At 48.6% G+C, this 22495-nt stretch carries 22 protein-coding genes and 1 pseudogene; 11 read left to right on the top strand and 12 right to left on the bottom strand.

Translation table 11 applies throughout. The annotated features are described in order from the left end of the window. Positions 1–9: 9 nt before the first annotated feature. From ACZ5ZV_RS13505 to ACZ5ZV_RS13495, 3 genes are all read right to left on the bottom strand, one after another. On the bottom strand, positions 10–480 hold the full coding sequence (locus tag ACZ5ZV_RS13505) for a hypothetical protein (protein WP_464117601.1): 471 nt from the start codon (positions 478–480) through the stop codon (positions 10–12). A 188-nt stretch (positions 481–668) separates the two neighbouring features. Further along, on the bottom strand, positions 669–3245 hold the full coding sequence (locus ACZ5ZV_RS13500; RefSeq protein ID WP_464117600.1) for an NHL repeat-containing protein: 2577 nt from the start codon (positions 3243–3245) through the stop codon (positions 669–671). A gap of 138 nt (positions 3246–3383) precedes the next feature. Further along, positions 3384–6479 carry a tail fiber domain-containing protein gene (locus ACZ5ZV_RS13495; protein ID WP_464117598.1) on the bottom strand — a complete coding sequence of 1032 codons (3096 nt, stop codon included), beginning with the start codon at positions 6477–6479 and terminating at the stop codon, positions 3384–3386. A gap of 310 nt (positions 6480–6789) precedes the next feature. Between ACZ5ZV_RS13495 and ACZ5ZV_RS13490 the strand changes: the two genes are divergently transcribed. Continuing rightward, positions 6790–7680 carry a DUF6635 family protein gene (locus tag ACZ5ZV_RS13490; RefSeq protein WP_464117597.1) on the top strand — a complete coding sequence of 297 codons (891 nt, stop codon included), beginning with the start codon at positions 6790–6792 and terminating at the stop codon, positions 7678–7680. Positions 7681–7799: 119 nt separating this feature from the next. After that, complete coding sequence (locus ACZ5ZV_RS13485) at positions 7800–8300, top strand: Mut7-C RNAse domain-containing protein (protein WP_464117596.1); 501 nt, start codon at positions 7800–7802, stop codon at positions 8298–8300. A gap of 102 nt (positions 8301–8402) precedes the next feature. Here the strand turns inward: ACZ5ZV_RS13485 and ACZ5ZV_RS13480 are convergent, their stop codons facing one another. The 3 genes from ACZ5ZV_RS13480 to ACZ5ZV_RS13470 form a co-directional block, all read right to left on the bottom strand. Then, positions 8403–9437 carry a hypothetical protein gene (locus ACZ5ZV_RS13480; RefSeq protein ID WP_464117595.1) on the bottom strand — a complete coding sequence of 345 codons (1035 nt, stop codon included), beginning with the start codon at positions 9435–9437 and terminating at the stop codon, positions 8403–8405. Positions 9438–9449: 12 nt separating this feature from the next. Beyond that, the gene (locus ACZ5ZV_RS13475) at positions 9450–9593 is read right to left on the bottom strand and encodes a hypothetical protein (RefSeq protein ID WP_464117594.1); all 144 of its coding nucleotides are present in this window, start codon (positions 9591–9593) and stop codon (positions 9450–9452) included. Positions 9594–9863: 270 nt separating this feature from the next. Further along, a complete protein-coding gene (locus ACZ5ZV_RS13470; protein WP_464117593.1) occupies positions 9864–10223 on the bottom strand; it encodes a DUF1428 domain-containing protein in 360 nt (119 codons plus the stop codon). Between the two features lie 197 nt (positions 10224–10420). Between ACZ5ZV_RS13470 and ACZ5ZV_RS13465 the strand changes: the two genes are divergently transcribed. Then, positions 10421–11137 (top strand): hypothetical protein, encoded by a 717-nt coding sequence (locus tag ACZ5ZV_RS13465; protein ID WP_464117592.1) that lies wholly within the window; start codon positions 10421–10423, stop codon positions 11135–11137. Between the two features lie 16 nt (positions 11138–11153). On the opposite strand, the gene ACZ5ZV_RS13460 is transcribed toward ACZ5ZV_RS13465, so the two are convergent. Beyond that, positions 11154–11474: a winged helix-turn-helix transcriptional regulator gene (locus ACZ5ZV_RS13460; RefSeq protein ID WP_464117591.1), complete on the bottom strand. Its 321-nt coding sequence runs from the start codon at positions 11472–11474 to the stop codon at positions 11154–11156. 128 nt (positions 11475–11602) lie between these two features. Between ACZ5ZV_RS13460 and ACZ5ZV_RS13455 the strand changes: the two genes are divergently transcribed. Further along, the gene (locus ACZ5ZV_RS13455) at positions 11603–12295 is read left to right on the top strand and encodes a pirin family protein (RefSeq protein WP_464117590.1); all 693 of its coding nucleotides are present in this window, start codon (positions 11603–11605) and stop codon (positions 12293–12295) included. Between the two features lie 24 nt (positions 12296–12319). Here ACZ5ZV_RS13455 and ACZ5ZV_RS13450 read toward each other — a convergent pair whose 3' ends face one another. Together ACZ5ZV_RS13450 and ACZ5ZV_RS13445 are read right to left on the bottom strand one after the other, a co-directional pair. Next, entirely contained in the window at positions 12320–12787 is a 468-nt protein-coding gene (locus tag ACZ5ZV_RS13450) for a flavodoxin domain-containing protein (RefSeq protein ID WP_464117589.1), read from the bottom strand. Further along, on the bottom strand, positions 12685–13155 hold the full coding sequence (locus ACZ5ZV_RS13445) for a hypothetical protein (RefSeq protein WP_464121441.1): 471 nt from the start codon (positions 13153–13155) through the stop codon (positions 12685–12687). The genes ACZ5ZV_RS13450 and ACZ5ZV_RS13445 overlap by 103 nt, the downstream gene beginning before the upstream one ends. Before the next feature lie 525 nt (positions 13156–13680). Here ACZ5ZV_RS13445 and ACZ5ZV_RS13440 point away from each other — a divergent pair. The 4 genes from ACZ5ZV_RS13440 (at position 13681) to ACZ5ZV_RS13425 (ending at position 16738) form a co-directional block, all read left to right on the top strand. Beyond that, positions 13681–14037 carry a hypothetical protein gene (locus ACZ5ZV_RS13440; protein WP_464117588.1) on the top strand — a complete coding sequence of 119 codons (357 nt, stop codon included), beginning with the start codon at positions 13681–13683 and terminating at the stop codon, positions 14035–14037. A 433-nt stretch (positions 14038–14470) separates the two neighbouring features. Further along, on the top strand, positions 14471–15085 hold the full coding sequence (locus ACZ5ZV_RS13435; RefSeq protein WP_464117587.1) for a hypothetical protein: 615 nt from the start codon (positions 14471–14473) through the stop codon (positions 15083–15085). Positions 15086–15176: 91 nt separating this feature from the next. Then, complete coding sequence (locus ACZ5ZV_RS13430) at positions 15177–16412, top strand: ISL3 family transposase (protein ID WP_464117565.1); 1236 nt, start codon at positions 15177–15179, stop codon at positions 16410–16412. Between the two features lie 68 nt (positions 16413–16480). Then, the gene (locus ACZ5ZV_RS13425) at positions 16481–16738 is read left to right on the top strand and encodes a hypothetical protein (protein ID WP_464117586.1); all 258 of its coding nucleotides are present in this window, start codon (positions 16481–16483) and stop codon (positions 16736–16738) included. Positions 16739–16794: 56 nt separating this feature from the next. On the opposite strand, the gene ACZ5ZV_RS13420 is transcribed toward ACZ5ZV_RS13425, so the two are convergent. Then, positions 16795–18534: a tetratricopeptide repeat protein gene (locus tag ACZ5ZV_RS13420; RefSeq protein ID WP_464117585.1), complete on the bottom strand. Its 1740-nt coding sequence runs from the start codon at positions 18532–18534 to the stop codon at positions 16795–16797. 246 nt (positions 18535–18780) lie between these two features. On the opposite strand from ACZ5ZV_RS13420, the gene ACZ5ZV_RS13415 reads away from it, so the two are divergent. After that, on the top strand, positions 18781–19317 hold the full coding sequence (locus ACZ5ZV_RS13415) for an SRPBCC family protein (RefSeq protein WP_464117584.1): 537 nt from the start codon (positions 18781–18783) through the stop codon (positions 19315–19317). Between the two features lie 4 nt (positions 19318–19321). Here ACZ5ZV_RS13415 and ACZ5ZV_RS13410 read toward each other — a convergent pair whose 3' ends face one another. Both ACZ5ZV_RS13410 and ACZ5ZV_RS13405 read right to left on the bottom strand, forming a co-directional pair. Then, complete coding sequence (locus ACZ5ZV_RS13410) at positions 19322–20278, bottom strand: serine hydrolase domain-containing protein (RefSeq protein ID WP_464117583.1); 957 nt, start codon at positions 20276–20278, stop codon at positions 19322–19324. Between the two features lie 206 nt (positions 20279–20484). After that, a complete protein-coding gene (locus tag ACZ5ZV_RS13405) occupies positions 20485–20667 on the bottom strand; it encodes a hypothetical protein (RefSeq protein ID WP_464117582.1) in 183 nt (60 codons plus the stop codon). Positions 20668–20834: 167 nt separating this feature from the next. Between ACZ5ZV_RS13405 and ACZ5ZV_RS13400 the strand changes: the two are divergent. Then, positions 20835–22169 (top strand): annotated as a pseudogene (locus ACZ5ZV_RS13400) (sigma 54-interacting transcriptional regulator); the annotation flags it as partial. A gap of 119 nt (positions 22170–22288) precedes the next feature. Further along, positions 22289–22372 (top strand): helix-turn-helix domain-containing protein, encoded by an 84-nt coding sequence (locus tag ACZ5ZV_RS13395; RefSeq protein ID WP_464121420.1) that lies wholly within the window; start codon positions 22289–22291, stop codon positions 22370–22372. Positions 22373–22495 lie beyond the last annotated feature (123 nt).

The following is a 22495-nucleotide window of genomic DNA, read 5'->3' as shown; positions in this document are numbered from 1 at the left end:
GTCCAAATTTTAATATCTCCAGTCAGCGCACTGAGGGTGGAAGAAGATAACGTAGCCCTCGCGGTCCTGATAAACTTCTCCAGATTCTGCGGGGCGAAGAACAAAGGACCCATTCTGGACATCCAGCAGGGCCTTTTCACCAAAGAGGCGTCTGTTTTGTTTCAGCACACCCAGTTCCTGGCCTTCGTAACCTAACAGCTGGGCAATCGCGGTTGAGGCATTTTTGGTCATGACAAGACTTTTACCGTTCACAATGATTTGAGGTTGACGATAAGTATGAGCCGTCACGATTTTGGATTCATCACCGTAGGCCGGGGTTGAGCGGATCTCCAGCGTGGCCTGGAAAACAGCGACAGAACCATCAGCCAGTTGGATCTCTTTGTTGATAGCTCCTGCAGCGGGCAGTTGACTGCAATCAGTGGCCGCCGCCCAAGACGAGGTCGCGGAAAAAATAAGTGCCAGAACGATCAGTTTCTTCATGGATTTACTCCTTGTAATTAAAGTTCGCAGACCTTAACAGCGAACCTTGTGCCGAGGTGGGGAGGCTTTAGCTGTGAGAATAGGAGGCACTCCCTGTCCAAGAATTAGACAAGGGCCCCTCCGGGGCATTTCTTGAGGGTCTGAAATTGGGTTCGATTCCCTGTGCTGGGGGCAAGTCTCAACTTTTCTTAAAAGAGCTCTCCGGACCTATTCAGACGATAGGCAGTGCCATCCAGTATCTTGAAAGAGTTATCATTGGAATCCCAGAGAACATCGTTGAGTGACCGATACTGGCTCATTGGGAAGTTCATGGTTTGGATGCCGTTTGTTCCAAAGTTCGAATTTTCTGTTCCGTCGCTTTTCCAAGATTTCATGACAAGGTTCTGACTGTAATCAAGACCAAAAACGTAAAGGTTTCCTTGTGAATCAATAGTCAGTGCATCCCCACCCCAGATGTTGGTGTCGATCCAGAAATCTGTCGTGGTGTGAATATATCCGGTTCCAGAGCCGAAGGACGTGTCCAAGGTTCCATCCGGTTTGTAACAGTTGATGTAAATAATCGGATCCCATGAGGGCATCTCATAGGCATCAAAGACCGTGTAGAGACGGCCATCCGGCGCAAACTCCAGTCCCATGGTAGCATGATCTGAGTCCGTATCGATCCTGAGCTCCACATAGCCATCCCCGCTGAAGTTGGAATCGACGTAACCATCCGGTGCAATCATCAGTAGGAACTGGGCTTGGTCCATGGATCCATCATAGGAAAGACCTGCAATCACCGTGCGCCCATCGTCGGCCTGTTTCATCGTAATCAGGTCATAAACGCTGCCGGGGGGGATGGTGATCACGTTAAGTCCTGCAACTCCAAATGTTAAATCGCGAGTCCCATCGGCCAGAACTTTTGCCGTGATGATGTTGTTTCCATTGTTTAATATACCCACGGATTCACCGTTGTCGTTGAAGGCGCAGAACCAAGGGTAAGCAGTGCTCCCGTTGTTGATCGTTTCCGAGTAAACTCCGTTGAGCCCAAAACCTAGGTCACGGCTGCCGTCGGCACGGAACTTAGCGATGGAAAACTTTGTTCCTGTGGACTCGCCACAAACCATAATACTGCCATCGGCCAGATGCTTTAGGGTCAGTATTTCTTCGTAACCGTTTTCGAAAACGTCACGAATATACCCGTTATCACCGAACTGAGTTTGGATGACTCCGGACTTGTCCGTTTTGGCTATGAATATTTTTGCGGATCGGGCTTCGAATCGTCCGGTATACAGAAATGTGTTGTTGTCTATTTTGTATTGGATTTCCGGTTTCCCATTGTCAGTCGCAGAGTCAAAGATGGACTCGTGAGTGCCGGTATCTGCAAAAGCAGCGTCAGGCGACATGGAGGAGGTGAATTTCCTAACGATGGCCGAGTAATACAGGGGCGCCAGAGCGGAGCCTCGGCCTGTGGCAACGACACTATCATCCGGTTGAAACTTTAAAATATTCAGATTATCGGTTCCGTTATAAGTGATCGTTCCACCCGTACCATGGGTGGCATCCAGTGTACCGTTATAGTTGTACTGAGAAAGTAAAACTTTGGTAAATGTTCTTAGTTTGTCATAAGGAGAGGGCTGTCGCTGAGTTTCAGTGCGGGCTATCTGAATGTCTTTATTGGCGGAGCCGTCGATCACCCCTCTAACATCTAAAACACCATAGCTTAGGGAGCCATCGGTAAACATTAGGGTCCCTGTCGCATTAAATCCGGTGTCGGGCGTTCCGTCGAGATTGCAAACTACCAATAACCCCTGATCTCGTTGAGTGGAGCCTCCTGCGGTGGCCGTATTCCCGAATATAACGAGACGGTCATTGTTGATTTTTTTTAGTTCGATCCAGCGAATCGTGTCGACAGCTGCCGTTGAAGGGTAGGCGGTCGCAAAGCTGCCATCTTCGACGCCGCTAACGTTAAATTTACGAAGTTTCACACGGTCAGCAGCCTGGACATGATTGAGAAGGTAGATCTCGGTGTCCGAGATGTAAAGGATTCCTACCGGGTTTTCAGGGGAGCCGGAATTTGCGAGGATGTTCATTCCTCCTGTTCCGTGGTTTGGTTCGAGGGTGCCGTTGGTGTTTATTAAGAAGGTAGTGGATTTGTATTGAACGTCAAAACGATAGGAGGCCACTAGAATCTGCCCCGACGCTGTGATCGCCAGTTTGCGCCCATAGAGGGTATTGCCAGATTCCGTGTGATTGAATACTCCGGCATTTCCAAAGCTCGTGTCGATCTGTCCCGTTGGGGCAATTTTTAGAACACTAAAACCGTCCAGAGCGGTGTTTGTGTACAGAATGTAAGTGCCGTCGTTCGAAGTCTGCATATCCGCGATGCCATTAGAGTTGACGGTCTTGGGAAGTTCAAAATAGCCGCTGTTGCCATAAGTGGTATCAAGAGAGCCGTTTTGATTCAGCCTGAAAAGAAGGGGCTTTGAAAGGTCATAAAGGCTTTGAAAATAAAACTGTCCTACGATGAGTTTTCCGTCGCTTTGAGTGTTAAGAAATCGAGGATTCATATTCACTTTGTTCGAACCACTGATTTTCAAAACACCAGACACTCCGAATTCATGCATCATGGGAATCGAAGGCGAGTCAGGAATGGCTTTTAGTGTCAGGTCCTTGATGTCGGCATCTAGAGTACAGCCTGTGTTAGCCGCAAGAAGGAAAAAAAGACCAATTATGAATAGAGTCTTTTGAGTAAACTTGTCAGTGAAACGAACCGAACAACTCATAATGTACTGATCGGCTTGATCTCAAGGAAATTTCAAATTAAATAGAAGCCGCCGGATTCTATTGCGGCTATTTAATATTGCAGTCTCAGTTTGGCATGAAGGGACCTTTTCAGTCGATCACATCACTGTTGAAATTTCCTAGTGACACACAGGTGCACCGGGATCCTTTTGGCAGAGATAAGCTTTAATGTCCCGGACCTCTCTGTCTTTAGCAGCATTTTCAGCTTTAAGAGATTCAATTTCAGAGGCAAGTTGTCTTTCGATGCTGGACTGTCTTTGCTCAATACCTTGGAGCATTCCATGAAGGGACTTGACCGCCTCGATGAGTGGAGCCACAAGGTGATCGTAGGCCACGGATTTGAATCCAGTGGATGGGTCAGTCACCACGACTTCCGGGTAAACCTGTTCAATGTCCTGAGCAATGACGCCAATGTGTCTCTTGCCGCCAAATTTCTCGTGGTCTTTGTACACGTAACTGACGGCTTGCAGATTGAGAATATTCTTCAGCGAGTGCTCTAATGGTTGAATTTCTTCTTTTAAACGCAGGTCCGAGGATGAGGTACAACCTGCGGATGTGCAAACTTGTGTGCCGGCAATTCGCAAGCGGGTGGTGGAGTTGATGTCTCCGGTGACGTCCACTTTGTAAGTGGGCGAGGTGTTTCCGACTCCCACATTTCCGTTTTGATCAATGGTCATTCGTGGAGTGTTGATATTGCTGCCATTAGGAATGGTGGAGAACGTCAGGTTTGCGCCCCAAGCGGAGGCAGTGTGATTTTCTGTTGCGTAGGAGTAAACAGTCGCCCCCTGAGTCGCTGTGTGATTTCGGAAGGTCAGAAGTCCCATGGTGTCGCCGGTTTGTACGTAGGTCGGTGCGGCAGTGGTTCCTCGGCTCCGACGAAGTAAAAAATGCGGTGAGAAGTTGGCTTCAGAAGATGTCCTGGATTCGACGACGTTGTAACCTTCCGTCGTTTCGGCTTTGAAGTTTCCGACCAAGTGCAATGCTACTTCAGGGGAAGAAGTACCAATACCGACGTTCCCCGTAGAGGCGGCAATCCGCATAGCTTCGTTGCCTCCAATGGAGAATGTCAGGGGTACAGTGGTCGCGGATGTTCCCATCATAACTGTGGAGGGGGTGATTCCGGCGCCCGAGTTGGCGTAGGCAATGTAACCTTTGTTGTTGCCCGAGTTATCGACAAAGCTGATTCCCGAGTATCCATCAACTGCTTGATTTCGGATAGTGGAGTTGACCCATCCGGCAGCAGTGCCATCCAGGAAGAAAAGCGATCCGTTTAACGTGGTTCCACTGACGGTGGGTGCAGTGACGGTGGTGGCCGTCAGATTAGTGACTTCGGCATCGCCGTTCACCTGCAATTTTTTGGTGGGATTGGTGACTCCAATGCCCACGTTCCCGCCATTTCTGATCGTCAACGCGACGGAATTGTTGGTCTCAAAGGCCAGATCATTGGCATCATTCGTACCAATCATCATGTTGGCCCCGAAACTGTTTCCGCTGTTCATGATCGCATTATTGTAAGAGGAGGGCATGAGGGAGGCAGGAATGCGGGCCGTGCCATCCAGCTCGACTAGGTTTCCAGCCGTAGTCCCGAAGTTTTTCGCAGCCGCTGATCCCAGACCACTGACCTGGGTGTTGGCAATGGCAATGTCCACACAGGTGAAGGTGTCAGTGATCGCACTCCAGTTCAGCGTCTTGTTGGCTGTGGCACAAGAGACAGGCATTTGAGCATTGCCTGTCACGGTTGAGCGCAGTTGTCCAAACCCGAAGTACTGAACATTCCACTTAGTGGAATCATACAACAAAACTTGGCCCAGAGACGGAGTCGTCGTATCGACGCTTATGCCCTGGATCTTTTCTACTTTTGTAGAGTTGCTGCCAGCAGTCGACGTGACATCACCACTTAAATTCGGGATGTCCGTGTTGCTTAGGGCCGATCCTCCTGTGACAAGACCTTTTGTTGATACGGTGACTTTTGCGTAGGTTCCGGCGCCCACGCCGGAGTCATTCAAAGAAAGCACCGGAGCTGTGCCCCCCGAGCTTGCCAGGGGGGCATTGGCGGTCACACCAGTCACAGTGCCTCCAGAGGAGGTGACTGTGCTCCAGTTCAGGACTCCGGAACCGTTTGTAGTCAGCACTTGTCCCGCGGTGCCATCTTGCACTGGAAGCTGGTAGCTGGAGTCCGCACTCAGGCCTGCGGGGGCCTTGAGTTCAACATAATTGGTTCCCGAATAAACACGCAGTCCGTTTGAAGTCTGAATGAGGCCACTGGTGTTGATGGCAGTTGTGCCTGCGATGGTGCCGGAGGTTATTGCACTTCCGGAAACTTTCCCGGCTGTGGAGATGGTCGCAAGCTTGCTGTCAGCGATTGCCGCACCTGCCGCGATATCTTCGTTTAAAATACTGTTATTCGCAACCTTGGCCGATGTAACAACATCGTTCCCCAAAGTGACAGTGGCTGTGGGACTTCCCGAGGAAGTCACGTCTCCGGTCAGTGATGTGATTGCACCTGCGGTTCCGGAGTTGTCATCGGCCGGGGACCAGTTGGTTCCGTCAAATTTCAGGACTTTGCCAGCGGCCAAACCGGTGTTAACCACCGGAGTTCCCTTAATACGATCCACAGAGGTTGCGCTCTGAGAGCCGGACACGTCTCCGATCAAGCTGCCACTGAATCCAGCGGCAGAGCCCGCAATGTTCCCGGACACATTTGCTCCAGACACGTTGGCGGCTTCACACACGAAGGTTCCCGCCGGAGCGAGATGACGAAGATACTGTCCTGCAGAACACAGGGGAATACTGGCTTTATCCAGGACATCACTTGGTTGCAGTGAGCCCAATCGGTGGGCCGACTGAGCCACTTTCGCCTGGGCCGCAAACGGGACGGAGCGGATATCCGAGTCCGGTGAGATCAGGCGCCAGCCGATGCCATCAAAGAACTGCACACGCAAAAGACGTTTGTCATCTACGGCCGGAGAGTAAGTGCCTCCGCCTTCACAGTTAAAGGTCCCTGTGTTTTCAAAGACGTCCAAAAGTTTGAAGGACGGGACGGCGGGAAAAATCTTGGTTCCGGTCCCGATAGGAACATCGAACATTCCTGCGGAGTTGCGCATGTCCAAAGATGGGGAGGTCTCGCGGTACATCACACAAGTTCCTTGCGGATTGGTGATTGAAAACTCGAAGATCACCCCATTGTGTTCCAGGGGGGATCCTTGGAAATTCATGATGCGGCCCTGATACGTCAAAGTGCCCGGAGTTGCATGGAGAAGTCCGGAGTATAGTAAAATGAGCAATATGAAAGCAAACATGACGTTCAGGTGCTTCATCACGTTCTTATCGGTTAAGGATCAGCAAAGATTGAATTGCAAAGACGATGATCTGGAGAATTAAATCGAGTCTGACTCAGGATCGGGAGTCTTTTGTCTCAGAATGATATGAAGGAAGTGGCATAACACAGCGGAAGTTTCTCCGTCACCTTGAGATTTAATCCCATTCCAGCGGAATATTTGTCAGAGTGGATTCAGGAGATTTCTCATGGATCAGAGTGCGGCACCAGTTCTGTGTGCTATTGATGACTGTATTGAAAAATTCACCGCAGACCGAAAGCAGAACATTTCCCCTTTTATTGAAAAACACTTCACTGTTTCTGAAACGTTGCAGATACAGAAAAGGCACTTGCCTCTGGATCTTGTTCTGAGTCCGGTCAATGCCCTGTGGTCGATTCCTTATTTGTTGATCAAGAAGACCGTTGAAACTTCAGACAAACTGGGTTGGCCGGCATTGAATCCGATTATGGATATCCTTCCTGCCAGTTTTAAAACGGGCTATCAAAAAGACATCGAAAAGCTGATCGCCACGGAGCTGATTGGTGAAGGTATTCTGATGGACTATATTCATAAGGATCCGCTGTTAGGGCCGATGGTGGCCTCAGGATCGGTGCAGTTGGATCAGCGTAGGATCCGAACTGAAGTGCTTAAAGAGGTAGAAAAGTACACTTCCAGTCAGGCCATGATCAGTGATATCTGCAGCTCTCTTTTGACAGTGGCTGTAGGGTGGATCTATTTTGGGGACAAGTCCCTGGGGATTATGGGGTTGGGCAGTCGATTTGCCCGTAAGATGGCGCGGGAACAAGCGTCTTCGAATTTTTTCCTGGGTGAAAAGGTGGGTTCAGTCTTTTACGGAGTGTTTCCTCCGGCACCAACCAACACACAGATCGTGCTGGCAACTTTTTCGGTCGGGGCGTTGTTGACGGTGTGCAGTTTGTTCGTCAGTGTCATGATCGATCCCGCTCGTAAGCGGTTTGGATTGCATGAAAAGAAGCTTCATACGCTTGTTGATAATCTGGAAGAAAAGCTTTTTATTTCTTTAAAGAAAGATCTAAAGAGTCATCTTCGACAGCCGGCTGCCATGAAGCAGGCGAGTTGATTCTAGCTAAACGACCATGCGCCTCACGCTGCAAATTTTGCCGCAAATCCCACTTGCGAATACCATGTTTTGGAACAGCTAAGACTTTAAAATGCCCCGGTCCTAGCTAAGATAAAAGGATGAATGAAGATTTCAAAAAACGCTTTCTGATCGATGAAAATCTTTTAGGCTTGGTTCGGCGCTTAAGAATGATGGGGCTTGACTCGATGACAGCTCCAGGCAGCACCGATGAGGACCTCATCGCCTTGGCTCGCGTAACACAGAGGACAATCTTGACAAAAGATAAAGGTCTCTTCGAAGGATGCACCTCTGTGCCGTGCTATCTTGTACAGAGTTCCCGCCCACAAGAACAACTTTCTGAAGTTCTCAACGCGCTCTCACTTCGGGAAGACATAGATCCGTTCACACGATGCTTTCTGTGCAACTCTTTGATTGAAGAGGTTGCCAAAGAACAACTTCAGGGGAGAGTCGACGACAAGACTCTTAGGATTTTTGAAAAGTTCTATCTCTGCCCCATATGTCAAAAAATTTATTGGGAAGGGTCTCATTACGAAAGTATGAGGGCCAAGGTGGATGCCATCCAAGCGGAGCTTTCCGCAAAAAATTCACAGGATCGGTAATTTGTTCGCTGTTGAGTTAAGTCGGCTTCTTATCTTCAATCGTCCATAAGACCCGCGACCAATTGAAGGTCGCGGGTTTGGTTATAAATAATATTTTCTTGCCTAGAATGAACTCAGCGTCAGATCTGCCAAAGAGTCAATTGTCCAGGTAAACGATGCCCCTAGGGTCACGTTGCTTGGCGCAGCGATGTTACCACACCCAGCACTCGTGTTGTTGGTGGCAAGACTGATACACTCACTGCTACCAGAGGCAATAGCCGTAGTGTTGTCCAGAGTGGCGTCACCCTGATCAAAGATATAGTGGACCTTGACCAGCCCTGTAGAGGCATTTCCCTGCAAACCGAAGGCGGAGCCTTCATCATTGCCGGTACTGTTATCCTGGTTTCTGAACAGGAAGAGATCATAATTGGTCTCATCCTGGGTCTTGAACTGGACCGCCGCTTTTTCAGTGTAAGTGCTGCCTGCATAACTCATATAAAAATCAAGGAACCCATCTTGCGCCGTTGTATCCCGCAGGAAATAGAGTTCCATGTCACGGGCTCCATCTTCCTCCGCCGCCGTCAAGCGCACGTAGCCGGAGCTGACCCCTGCGCTTTCGCAGTTGAACTCTGTTTTTAGCATCGGCACGGAATTCACGGCGATACTCACGGACTTACTGTAGCTTCCACCCCCATGTGAACCATGGTGGGCCGGAATGGATTTGCCAGGAGTGCCGAAGCTAATGGTGAAGGTCTCGGCCCCCTCTGTGGCAGAGGTGGAACCACTGCTCGGAATAGAAGCGCAATCAGTGTACCCCATCTGATAAAGGGCCCCGCCAATTCCCTGAGAACCCATGAGCTGTTTGATCACCCCAACGAGCCCTTCAGGTCCCGGTCCATTCGGAATGGAGTAATCCGCCGTCGGGCCCACCACCATAAAATATAGGAAGCGGATAAAATCAGCACGACCACCAACAGTTCCCAGATTCATAGTGCTTGGATCCAGCACGGTTGCGGCCATGGCCTTTTGCACCTGTAATACGCTGTTTTCAGTTGCACGCAAACGGCCGGCGACCGAGTACCCGGAAAAATCTGACTTCATCGATAAAGTTATTGGCAAAGACAAGGCTGCCAGACTTAGAAAAGCTAACTTTCTCATAGACACCTCATCTTAAAGGCAGGAGCTTTCGCCGCATTTAACATCGACCACAGGCAGAGGACTGCCAACCACTTTGACGGGTTCGTCGATCTTCTCCGCGCAACTGACCAACCCGCTAAACAACATTGCTGCCAGTGCCAATCGTAGATAACTCATTCTTCCTCCTGAATTGTTGTAAGGACCCATAACTAGTCGGAACTCGCCCATTCGGGCTAAAGACAAAAGTTGAGAATTATCCTGAATGTGATTTGATTCAACGATTCGCGTTTAGATTTATTGCAGAAAAGAAAGTATGAACATTTAAAAGAGATTATTTTGAGACAAAAGAGTTTCCTGCTTTTGCAGAACACATCTTTCAAGAACACCGAAGTGCAGGCCCCTTACGCGCGTTCCTGAAAAGCTGAACCCAGAAGAGTCGTGGGTCTCCTAAAGGTTCACAATTGTTCTAAATCCGCCATAGGACATTTTCTTGGCGTCAAACGGCATCATTTCAGGTCCCATCTTGGCAAGACGGGGATCAGCCATGACTTTCTTGTTCACCTGATCGCGATGGGCTTTGGATTTATACACAATCCACGAAAACACCACAGTTTCACCGGGCCTAAGTTTCGCAAGCTTTGGAAAGGGAAGGCCAAAATTTTTGACAAGATCATCGCCCACACACTCCACGTATTGAAGTGCGCCATATTCCAACCAGATTTTTCCGGCTTTCGTGGCGATTTTCTTATAGGCCGGGACACTTGTTTTGAGTATGGGTATTACAAATCCATCGACATAGTGGGGCATCTTGAGCTCCTTTTTGGGTGCGAATGTTTCTATTATGATTTGTTTTCGGACGTCGAAGCCCAGTCCTTGCACAAAGTATGTAATGAGTCCTCTTGTTCTGACCAGGTGTTCTTTGACAGCAACAAGCGTGGTCACAGCGTAACGTCACTTTTTATTGGTAATGGGATGAGCGGGGAGTACTATGACTGTGGTGCTCTATGATAAACAAAAAAGGTCTTTTTTATCTTATTTTTGCCTTCGATTTAAATCAGGGCGTCGTTGTCTCTGGGCTTACGCTAAAAATTGCCACGCATGACGAACTTCATAATTCGCCCCCGTATATTGAGACAATGAATTATGCTCAAGAGGCGTTAAAACAATTGAATATACAAGTGGAATACGTGTCATTGCCTTTGGCTCGAGGAGCTCTGATGGCAAATCAAGGCCTTCTGGATGGAGAACTGGTTCGCAGTCATCTTGTCCAAGGGGAGTATGAGAATCTCATTGAGACATCAGAGCCCATACTTATTTCTCTCTATGGTGTTGTACATTTAGACGGAAAAGAGATTGATAGACAAAAGATCCGCAATATGAAAGGTGTGATACCTTTAAATGTAGGTGGGGTTGAGAAGTTTATTAAAGAGCTGGAATTACAGTTGGTGGGAGTACCATCGATGGAGCGAGCTCTGGACATGGTCATCTCGAAACGAGCTGACTATGCCATTTTAGAGGGGCGGGTTTTTGACAGTCTGAAAAAAGACAGTCGTTACTCCAGTTTGAAGTTCAACAAAGGTATTTCCGTGGCGAACCCTTTATACTTTCGTCTAAATAAAAAGTATCAGATGATTTTGCCTAAGGTTGAGTCTGCTTTCAAAAAGGAAAAACGATTGAATCATAAAAAGTATCCTCTGATTGAAGACTACTTTAGGTACTAGCGACCCGGTTGTTTTTTTAATCCAACCATTTGGCTCCGTATTCTGCCATAGAATCAAAGACCTTCGAAAGACCGCGACCTTTTTCAGTAAGCGAGTATTCCACACGAGGGGGCACTTCTGCATAGACCTTGCGTTCAATCATACCTTGCAGTTCCATGAAGGTGAGGCGCTCGGTTAGAGTTTTTGGGCTGATCGAGCCCAGAGAACGTCGGAGTTCATTGAAGCGCACTGATTCTACGGCCAAAAGATCGCGAAATATCAAAATCGTCCATTTGCCCTCCAGTATTTCAGAAGTTTTATAGACGGGGCAGACCTCTAAAGACTTATTTTTTGCCATTAGTTCACTCCAGGTAACTAGTTTCAAAAATAACCCTACTTTACAAAGTGTACTATTGAGCGGGATGATACTCAAGTGAAAGGGCAATCTACTAAAATGAGTCCTATAATGATAAAGGAGATTCGCTCATGAGTGAAACAGCAGAAACGCAAAATCAAGTTGCCGTTCGGCCTTACAAAAGCCTTCCCGCTTTGGATATTGGATGGCTGACCTTGAAAGACCATTTTATTGCGACGGTGGGCCCACACTCTGGAGCCGGAGTGCCATTAAAGGATCTTCTGGTGATTGCTGATGCCAAGATAACCCCGAATGCGAGTTTCCCCAAGCATCCCCATAAGGACATGGAGATTCTGACCTGGGTGGTAAAAGGAACCTTACATCATCAAGATAATAAAGGCATGGATCAACTTGTCCCTGAAGGCCATCTTCAGCTCATGAGTGCAAGGGATGGTATCTTCCACGCCGAAGGTAATGCGACGGATGGTGAGTTGCGTATTTTGCAGATTTGGATCAGGCCGAATCAAAATCACGGAACACCGGAAGTTTGTTTCGAGCCGTTACAGCAAAAGGGATTCAAGCTTATGGCAGGGCCTGAAAAGGCTCCTCTTAAGATCCGGCAGAATTTGTGGTTGTTCGCGGCAATGATTTCAGGGGTTGAAAAGTTCACGATCCCTTCTGATTCCTTTGGCTATGCCGTTCTTATTGGCGACATATCAATTAATGGGTCTTCGACCCAGGATGGTGACGGTGCTCTATTGAACTCGGGAAGCTATTCCTTTTCGGGTGAAGGTCAAGTTGTCCTGATTCAGCAGTCGAAGTAGTTTTGCGAGCGCAGGTTTCCCGCACTAAAAAACGAGGTTCATATTTACGGGTTCTTTTTTTTGTACCACGAGAATATCGTCGACAAATTGGGAAACCTCCTTCCAATCTGTGTATTCATAGTCCCGGTTCCAATCTGTGTCAGAGCCCGCTCGCTTCGCGATGGTGTGCATGATTCTTTTTGTGAACCATCCGTAGCGCGAATAATTCAGAGCGCCGGCAAAGATCACCCACTTTTTTGGCAGCCAATTTGTCTTGCGGAAGAAGCCTTGCACGATTTTGGCTTCACTTCTTTGGACTTCCTGGTCCTTCTGCATAACTCCCAAACAAACTGAAAAGAACGCCGTTGGTTTGATGTTTAAAGCATCTGAATGATGTTTTACCCATTTGCTTAAAGCCCGAGGATAGCCATTGGCATAGACGGGGCCCCCAACAATGACGGTTTGATAGGGCGACAGGTCTGTGCTTTTGGCATGAGCCTCCAGAAGGTCCACGCTATTGGGATGACACGAGTAAGGGTTGAGGCTCCCGTGACGGCTCCTGTCTTGCGATATGTAACCGCAATTTCTCCAATCAGATAGTCATTTGATATAGAAGAGATATCATTGCCTGCAGCATCTTTCTTAGGTCGAACTTCGATTGAAGAAACGACGGTTCCGTTGCAGGCCCCCGCATTCTGAGGCAGCTGACAGTCGGCGTCCGTCAGGGATTTAACTAAAGATACGCTTCCTCCACTAGCCTGAGGAATTCTTAGATCCGTCAACGAGAAGGAACCTTTGATCTCATTGACCGTGCGGGAGGGGAGCGGATTTCCAGCGGCATCCAGCAGCAAGGCTTGTTCACAGGCCTCCTTCTTTGACATCGACAACTGAATTAAGTTTGTAATCTGCTCGGCTTCGACTGCTTGGGTTATGGATCTGTTTGTCTTAAAGGCGCCTGCGAAAACATCAGCCAAACTCAAAGCGATCAGGGTCGTCAGCCCGATTCAGTTGAACAGATAAACCTGCAGGTTCTTCCTGCAACTCAGACTTGAGTTCCATTTCCCAAATAGAAGAGTCACGCCCTGTCGGCTCACCAGTTTCTGAAGGGAAAAGCGATCTTTTTGGTAATATTTGAGCACTTCCTTTCAAAATTTGTCACTTTAGGCTGTATCTCGATAAAAACGCGATAACTTATCGATATCTCATCTCAAGTGGTCTTAGTTCTGACCACTATTTAAACAAAAGACCTTCGTCAGCTCCAAATAAATGGAAATTTGGACTGGTACGAGAATGGCAGACGAGATTGACATTAGAAATGTGTGAAAACAGGGTTCTGTGATGCTGGAGGACAGTCAACTCGGGCATGCAGAGTCAAAAGTAAACCTAAAAAAAAGGAAAGCAAGGCTATGAAATTCTATATCGTAACTCTGGCAACGCTATTATCTGTTACGACCTCTTTTGCCAGTACACTCAGCTGTAAAACACCGATGCAGGCATTTAAACTGATCAAAGAAAACAACTCGGTCATGTTAGTGATGAATGATAATGCAAACAACAATCCCGACAAAGTAATTTTGAGAGGTAAAGTTTCAAGCATCGTTCAAGAGGGTGAAGAGACAGTATTCTTCTATAATCCATGGAACATTGAAATCAGAATCAGTAACCTTGACAAACCCAGTGATATTTATAGCGGGACAATCGATTACCACATTCCAGTCAGAGGCAATGAGAAGATTGCTATCAACTGTGTGAACGTACGCTAGTTATAGATTCGTTAATGACCTTTTAGCCCTCAAAGAACTGCCAAGTTTTTGAGGGCATTCGTTCTTTTATCACAAGAAATCTTGTTTCGATCCATCAGTCTCAGACTTAAAATCATATCGGGTGTCTGCTTCTTTGACATGCAGGGATGTCAGAGATTCAAAGTGTCACCGCAATCTGTGGAATCATTGTCTTGGTTCCGAGCCACAGTGTTCTATTGAAACAAAAACACCGTCTTTCATGCAACGAAGTGAGCGGACATTACAGCGCTGATATATAGGCATCATAGTTATACAATTTTAGTACGATGAACTTCTGGGCGATTTAGCCAAGTTAAACACATGAAAGCCAACTTGTTTTAGACTTCACTCAAAGAAGGGATGCACCGATATTGCATAGTGTATGTAAAGCTATGTTTGATTGCGGGGAGGGCGAATGCAGCTTTTAAAAGGTCGCTGGATGCTTATGGTGGCAAGTGGTTTGATGGTGGTTTCTTTCCAGAACTGCGCCAAAATCGGACATAATGCAGTTGAATTCCAGGGGGAGTCTCTGGATCTGCCTTCCGAGGTGGTGATGCCTTCCGAACAGCTGGTGGTGGACTCTGATAATGCTCAGCCTGGGGCAGGTACAGGGGCTCCGGACAAAGAACCTCCGGCAGTGAGCGGGGGCGAGATCGCCGAGATCGTGGCGCTTTGCCAGGACAGCGAAAGAGCTTCTGGATACAATGAAAGTCAGACGATGCATTTGGTGCAGGAAAAGTTAGACTCCATTGTCGGAAATGTGTCTTCACTTTCGCTGGTCCACAGCCGCGTGGTTCTGCGGGCTGCGGGCGAGGCCGCAGCGATCGATGATTCTCAATTAGTTCACAGTGACCTGGTACTTTGTGGGTTCTCAAAGATCAGAAAAATTCGATCCACCCAAAGCCGCATATTTGTTGTGGGTGGCTCAGTCCAGGATGCGGTACTGGTGCAAAGCTCCCTGTTTCTGATCAATGCGGAACTTAAGAATCACAGTGGAGTCAGCAGCACTGTCAAAAAGATCTCACCTTGAGACTATTAATTATTCGGGTATTCCGAGTTTTTTGTGGGTAGCCCGGCGCGCACGAATTGAATTCGCTTAATTTATGAGCTTCGATTTTCGGATGAGAAATCCATCCGATTCACACCAGTTGTTCGAGCAGCTTCTCGGTCTTGTGCCGCCGTGGTCAGTCACTAACGTCAACCTTGATACCGTAAATCGTCTCGTCGAGGTTGATGTCGAGTGGTCGAAAGGCCACGAGCCGGAGTGCCCCGAGTGCGGGCGATCGTGTTCGATCAAAGATCACCGCGAGGAGCGCAGGTGGCGGCATTTGGACACGATGCAATTTCAAACGATCATTCGCTCACGTGTACCAAGATCAGATTGCAAGGAGCATGGGGCGAAGACAATCAACGTCCCATGGGCTGGTCCGAACTCTCGCTTCACTCTGCTTTTTGAGAGGCTCGCGATTGACGTCATGATTGCCGCCAAGAGCCTCAAAGAGGCGGCAAGGCTTTTAGGGCTTTCGTGGGACCAGGTCCATCACATCCAAAAGCGCGCGGTCGAACGCGGTCTTGAGCGTCGCAAGCTTGATGAGATCAAACACGTCGGTATCGATGAGAAAAGTTTTTTGAAAGGTCACAAGTACGCCTCACTGATGACCGACATCGGTGGTGCACGCGTTCTAGATGTCGTCGAAGGCAGAACACTTGAGGCCACAGACTCACTCTGGCAGAAGCTTCCAGAGGAGACGAGATCCGGCATCGATGCTGTTGCGATGGATATGTGGGACGCCTTCATCACGTCAACAAAGACGAATGCGCCCCAAGCCGACATCGTGCACGACAAGTTCCACATCTCAAAATACTTGGGCGATGCGGTCGACAAAGTGAGGCGCCAAGAGCATCGGGCGTTTATGAAAGACGATGTCGAGACACTCAAAGGTGCGAAATATCTGTTTCTGAAAAACCCCGAGAACATGAGCGATGCCGAGACCTCTCGGTTCAACGAGCTTCGCATGGATAAACTTAAATCAGGGCGAGCGTGGTCGATGAAGGAGATGTTCTCGGAGTTTTGGAGCTACACGTATCAAGCTTCGGCGAGAAAGTTCTTCGACCGATGGTATTGGTGGGCGACGCACTCCAGGCTTAAACCGATGAGCGACGTCGCCAAGCTCATGCGCCGGCATCTCGACAACATCTTGACCTACTTACGCCACCACATCACCAACGCGATGATGGAGGGGTTCAACTCGAAGATCCAATCCATCAAAGCCAATGCTCGTGGCTTCAGAAACTTTGCCAACTACCGAATCGCGATCTTGTTCTACTGCGGAAAACTTGAACTCTACCCGGCGTAAGGGCACAAGAACCTCGGAAGAACCTATTTCTGTTTTCGGACGTTCGTTTTGAACAGAAGGAGACTGAAGTGAAAAAAATTGCCCTGACTTTAGGATTGTTACTTGGTGGATTCCAGACCTGGGCCGGCGCTTTGCCATATGAGTGGCATGCTTGCACGGCTCAAAGAGTCGCTGAAGACGGAACCGTGCTGAAATTCAGTGGTGCAGGGATGAGTGAGCAGGAAGCTTCGGAAAATGCCTTGTATCGTTGCAACTTCGGTTTGAGCGAAGATGTCTGCCAAGTGACGAACTGTTCCTGGCAGACGGTGCGCCCAAGAAAGCCGTAAGGATGACTTTGTCGGCGGGGGCTTGGAGCCCCCTTTGTGACATTTCAAATTGCAATCTAACCTTTGTTGGCGCTCAGTTTCAGAAGCTTATTCCGTATCTGGCGGGTCCGGGCCTCATCAGTGGTCAGGCCGGCAGCTTTGTTGTACATGGCTTTAGCTTCTTCGGTCATGGATTCCATCACGTAGGCGTCAGCCAGATGTTCGGCAATAATGCTGGCTGAAGACTGATAACCATAGGCTTTCTTCAGCACCTGGATGGATTCGGCGAATCTTTTTTGCTTGAACAGAACCCATCCCAGCGTATCCAGAACATAACCGTCTGTGGGCTGCAGCTCTAAAGCACGACGAGCCAGCTTTTCCGCCTCGGGAAGGTGTAGATTCATTTCTGCCAAAGTGAAGGCCAGATAACTCATGCTTTGAACGTGATTGGGTTCAAGCTCCAGCACTTTCTTCATTTGTGCGATCATACTGTCTTTTTGGCCCAGTCGATCCAACATCAACGCATGTTGAAAGAGCAGGGCGACATTCTTTGAAAACTTGTTTAATCCTTCTTCCAGAATTCGTGCGGCTCCCAGATAGTCAGACTTGGCATCCAGCAGGGAGGCATACATGGTGTAAACCTGAGGCTGATCGGCCTTCGTTTTTAAACCCTTTTCAGTGACATCCAAGGCCTGATTGATTTTTCCGAGGCCTTTGAGCAGATGGGCAGCATGCACTACGGCTTCACTGAAGTGGGCACTGGATGGGGGCACTAACATGTATTCGTGGATAGCACTGTCCACCGCACCGGTTTCTTCGTAGACCGCGGCAAGATAAAAGCGGGCTGAATCCGCAGACGGAGACTTCGTTACAATGTCCTTCAACTTGGCAGCGGCCAGGTGAAAGCGCTTTTGTTCAATCAGAAGAAGGGCCATTTTCATCTGATTTTCCAAAGAGTCTTCCGAGTTCCCGGCAATGACTTCCAGTTGCTCATAGGCTTTGTCAGCTTCTCCGCTTTCAATGTGTATTTGCGCGATGATATCGGCGACACTTCGATTGAAGCGGTTCTGTTTTTGGAACTCAAGACACAAAGCCAGAGCCTTGGTGCGGTCGTTGTTTTTTAAGTAAAAGTTTGCCAGCGAGACAACGCCATCCTCATAATCCGGCTTAAGTGCCAGGGACTTTTTAAATGCCTTTTCGGCGGCCACCTGATGTTTGACTCCGTCTTGATCCTGACGAATAAGGCCCAGATAGTAGTAAGCCACGTGCGGGGTTTCATAGTTGGGATTATTCAACAGAGATTTGAAAAACTGCTCAGCCTTTTTATAGTCCTTTTTGTCGGCGTAAAGCGAGCCAATATAGACGGGTGCCTCCTCATTTTCAGGCTGCAGGCGCAGGACCAGGGTGTATTGTGAAATCGCTTTGTCGTAAAGCTTCTCGGCTGAATAGAGGCCCCCGAGAAAGAGCTGAGCTTCAATATTCTTCGGGTCTTGTTGCACAGCTTGTTGAGCGTGGAAGATGGCTTTATCCATCTTGTCGGCCTTGAGGTATTCTGCCGACAGCCGCATGTGCACCGTTGGCGAAGCGGGATCCATCGCCAGCACTTTTTCAAAGAGCTCGATGGAGCGCTCGGGTTTTCCTTCGTGGCTGGAAACTTCTGCCAAGATAAAATTGTAGTCCGCCTGCGAACGTGTGTTGATGGTTGAGTTTTCTGCTCTGCTGTCGGGGATTGAGGATTCTTTCTTGGGTAAGCTGCTGCACGCAGTGAGAGTCAGTAATAGGGCTATACTCGCAGGGGTCTTGAAGGATGGAAGCATCAGTTCTCCTTGTCAGGTTGCAGTGTAAAAAACTTTATAACATTTTGCTTTTTATCAGACAGGAATCGCCGCAAACCTAGTCTAAGAGGGGGTTCTAGGGCGTGAGGAAATCTGAATAATCGGATCCTTCATTAATCCACAACAGCTTGGTCAGGACTTGAGTCAAACAACAACCAGGAGTTCTTTGTTTAGCCAACCTCGCAAAACTGCGAGAAGCTGAAGAACCAGATCACCAAAGGAGTATCTATGAGGACCGCGCAAGAAAGGCCCACATCGTCATCAGTACGCAAACACTCCAGTCCTGATGCGAGGTTGTTGGAATTGGAGCGAAAGTTCCCGGTGCCTGTCGAGCAGCTCTTTGAGGCATTCACAACTTCTGAAAGTTTAAAGCAGTGGTGGTGGCCCCAAGGAATGTATGCGGATCAGGTGGAGATTGATTTTCGCGAAGGTGGCAGGTACTTCATCAATATGAAAGGTTATGAATCTAGTTCTGGTGGTATGACCGGCCACTTTGAAGAGATCATTCAAAACGAGCGCATTGTCATGACCGATCAGTTTGCCGACAGGAAGGGGGATGCGATTTCAGCCAAGGAAGCCAATATGCCTGGGGTTTGGCCAGAGATGGCTTACATCACACTGGAGTTTGAATCCCTTGACAGTCAAACCAGTCAGTTGAAACTGTTTCAGCAGGGAATTCCAAATGAATATCATGGCGACTGTATTCAGGGTTGGGCGGAGTCTTTTGATAAGCTGCAGAAGTATCTTGGCAGTCCCAGACATTAGGAGTTTAAAATGTGCAGGCCGCCCAGGCATCGGCTTTGCGGCGAACACTGCGCTCAATATTGATCCCTTTGGGATAAGTACCGGCGCTCCCTTGGCGGGCGACAATTCCAAAATAGTTTTTACGACGATCCCAGAAGGGGTAAGCACCAAAGGCGCCGGGGCTGGAGACCCGGCCGCTGCTGCTGTTACAATTGTAGGTGGTACTTTGACATTCATGCCATAGTCCCAGACCATAGTGCCACTCTTCATTAAGATCCGTTTTAGGTGGGGAGTAAAGCATCTGACTGGAGGAGGTCTGATCCTTTAAAAGTTCTGTCATGGAGGATGAGCTTAGCAGTGTCCCTGCTTTCAGGGCCCGCAGAAAATCAAGATACTCCCTGGCTTGCCAGTGCATTCCGCCCGCCAAGCGGGGATTGCTGCTAGAGGGAAGGTCATAGGCCGCAGAAGTGAACAGCCCCGTTTCACTTTTAAACTGTGCAAAAATGTCCTGCCAGGAACTGCCTGTTACATACTGCGCCATGAGTCCTGCCACCTGCATGTGCGCACCGGAATAGTAAAACACGGACCCTGGAGCGTAGGTATTAGAAGCATTTGCGGAGGCTATGTTTTTAGTGCAGTTTTCAAAATTTCCGGAGGCACTGTGCAGACAAAGTAGTTCGTCGGTCATCCCCGAGCGAAAGCTAAGAAGATGCGCCAGCGTCATATTGTAGATCGCATCTGTTGAGTTCACAGGCCAGGACGGGATGTATTTCTGAGGCTTATCTGTCAAAGATAAGATCCCCTTATCCACCAGCCGCAGCAGAATGACGGAGGTGACCAGTTTGGACGTAGAAGCGGATTCGTAGGAGGTTGTCAGGCTGGAGGCGCCATAGCTGTAAGTAAACTTCCGTCCATCTGAACGTTCAATGGAGTAAGTAAAGGGAACCTCCGACGAGGCGCCGGTGCTTAATATCGCCGCCATTTCAGATTCAAGTTCGGTGGTGGAACAGGCGGCTTCTTCGGGCGGTGTTGTGTCGCCCGAATTTGACTTGCACGATATCAATGCAACAACACATGTAAGTAACAGCAACCATCTATATCTCACAACGCACCTGACTTTTTAGAAGATATAAGTCAGTATAAATGCTCTGCAACCCAGTGACAGTTAATTTCTTAAAGGGGCCAGTCCTATTTCGTATCCAAAGCCATAAGGAACTGCTTCTGCTTTTTATAAGCCTTAAAAAGCTCCCAGTATTGCTTCAGCTTTCGCTCTTTAATGCTTTGTATGGATTCCTCATGCGCCTCTTGCCATAGAAATCTCAGCTCACGGTCCATTCGGTCGAGTTGTTGGGAAATGTTTTGTGTGTTCATATTTCACCTGAATCCTTTCAGAACTCTTTAAAGCGAAAGCCAGGCCAGGAGCTAACCCCTTGAAATTGGGTCGGTCTCAGAATGAACCGCCCACAAACGTGGGCCGAAGTGTGGAAAGCCGGGTTGGCAGCCTACTTTTGTTGGCGGGACCTGCCGATATAAAGATCATGTCAAAATCTGATGAACTACTGAAATTTATTGGCGACTCGGCGCAAATAATCTTTGACCAGCAGGCGGGGGAAAGTCTGATCTCGCGAATTCTTGATTTGTGCATCCGGGCCACCGGAGCGGATCGAGGCACTATCTTCTTTGATTCCCAGTTTAATATTGAACAGCACTTTAAATATCTTAACAGTTATATTGCCACCGGCATTCGCAACCAAAACATCGTCATCAACACGGATCAGGGGATTGCCGGGAAAGTATTTCGAAATCGCAAAAGTCATATCTGCAATTCAGTGGCGGAGGATGAGGATTTCTATCTGGGTGTTGACAGCAAGACCGGGTACCGCACAGAGAAGGTTCTGGCCGTCCCGTTACACTGGAAAGAGGGGAAAGTCATCGGTGTCATTGAGGTGCTGAACAAGACTTCCGGTGATTTTGATGAAGTGGATCAGCGTGCCTTGGAAGCATTGTCCATGCTGGCGGCCATGGCCTTTGAAAGCTATGAAATCCATCAAAAAAATGAAGATTCAGAAGCCGCCATCGAACACCGCAAGAATATCTGGCGCAAAAGCATCTCCGCTGTCAGTCTGAGTTCGAGGGCGCCGGAACTGCAAAAGATCTATGATCATATCGGTGACTTTGGCAAGTCGGATTCAAATATTCTGATCACGGGTGAAAGTGGGGTGGGAAAGGAAGTGATTGCCAGACTGGCCCATCATCATTCCCATCGCCGCGACGGACCTTTTATTGCGATCAACTGCGCGGCTATTCCCGAATCGCTTTTGAAGCGGAACTGTTTGGTGTGACAAAGGGGGCTGCCACGGGAACGCTACCCCGGCAGGGACAGATCGAGTTGGCACACCGGGGAACCTTGTTCCTGGATGAGATAGGTGAAATGCCCATCGAAATGCAGGCCAAGCTGCTTCGTGTTTTGCAGGAAAGAAAAGTTCAGCGACTGGGGTCAACTGAAGCACCGAAATCTGTGGATTTCCGTCTGATCTGTGCTACCAACAAAAACATCGACACCCAGATTCACGAAGAAAAGTTCCGCGAGGATCTTTATTATCGCATCAATGTGGTCAACCTTCAGATCCCCGCCCTGCGGGAACGAAAAGGGGATATTCCGGAATTGGCTCAGGCGATCCTTGAGCAATTGCATAACAAGCGCGGGTGGAAACTGAAAAAAGTCAGTCCCGAAGCTTTAGAGCGGCTGATTGAATACCATTGGCCCGGCAATATCCGGGAGCTTGAAAATAAAATCGAAAGCGCCTGTCTTTCAGCGGGGGACCGAGCGGTGCTGCAGCCGGATGATTTTCAGTTCAAAGTGCGCCCGCAGTTGAGTGTCGTGGGATCTTCCCCGGGCGAGGACTCTTTGAAAAAGTATGAAAACCTTAGCCTGCGTGAGGCACGCGAGGCCTTTGAATCCGAGTTTGTTGCACGAGTCATCCAGGGTTCGATGGGGAATAAATCCGAAGCGGCACGTCGTTTGGGAGTTTCACGGGAAGGTCTCAGAAAGATACTGATCAAAAAAACTGCCTGATTCCCACCGGCAGTTGGCGCCAACTTGGCAACTTGGGTTGGCGTCTTCTTTTAAGATTGCAGTGAAATTGTGGACTTAGCGATTGGCCGGCTCTTTGCCTTATAGAAAGTCGCGCAGATGAAC

The organism is Bdellovibrio sp. HAGR004, assembly GCF_055397015.1.
Note: the sequence above shows the minus strand (reverse complement) of the source record. Positions and strands in the feature narration are given on the sequence as shown.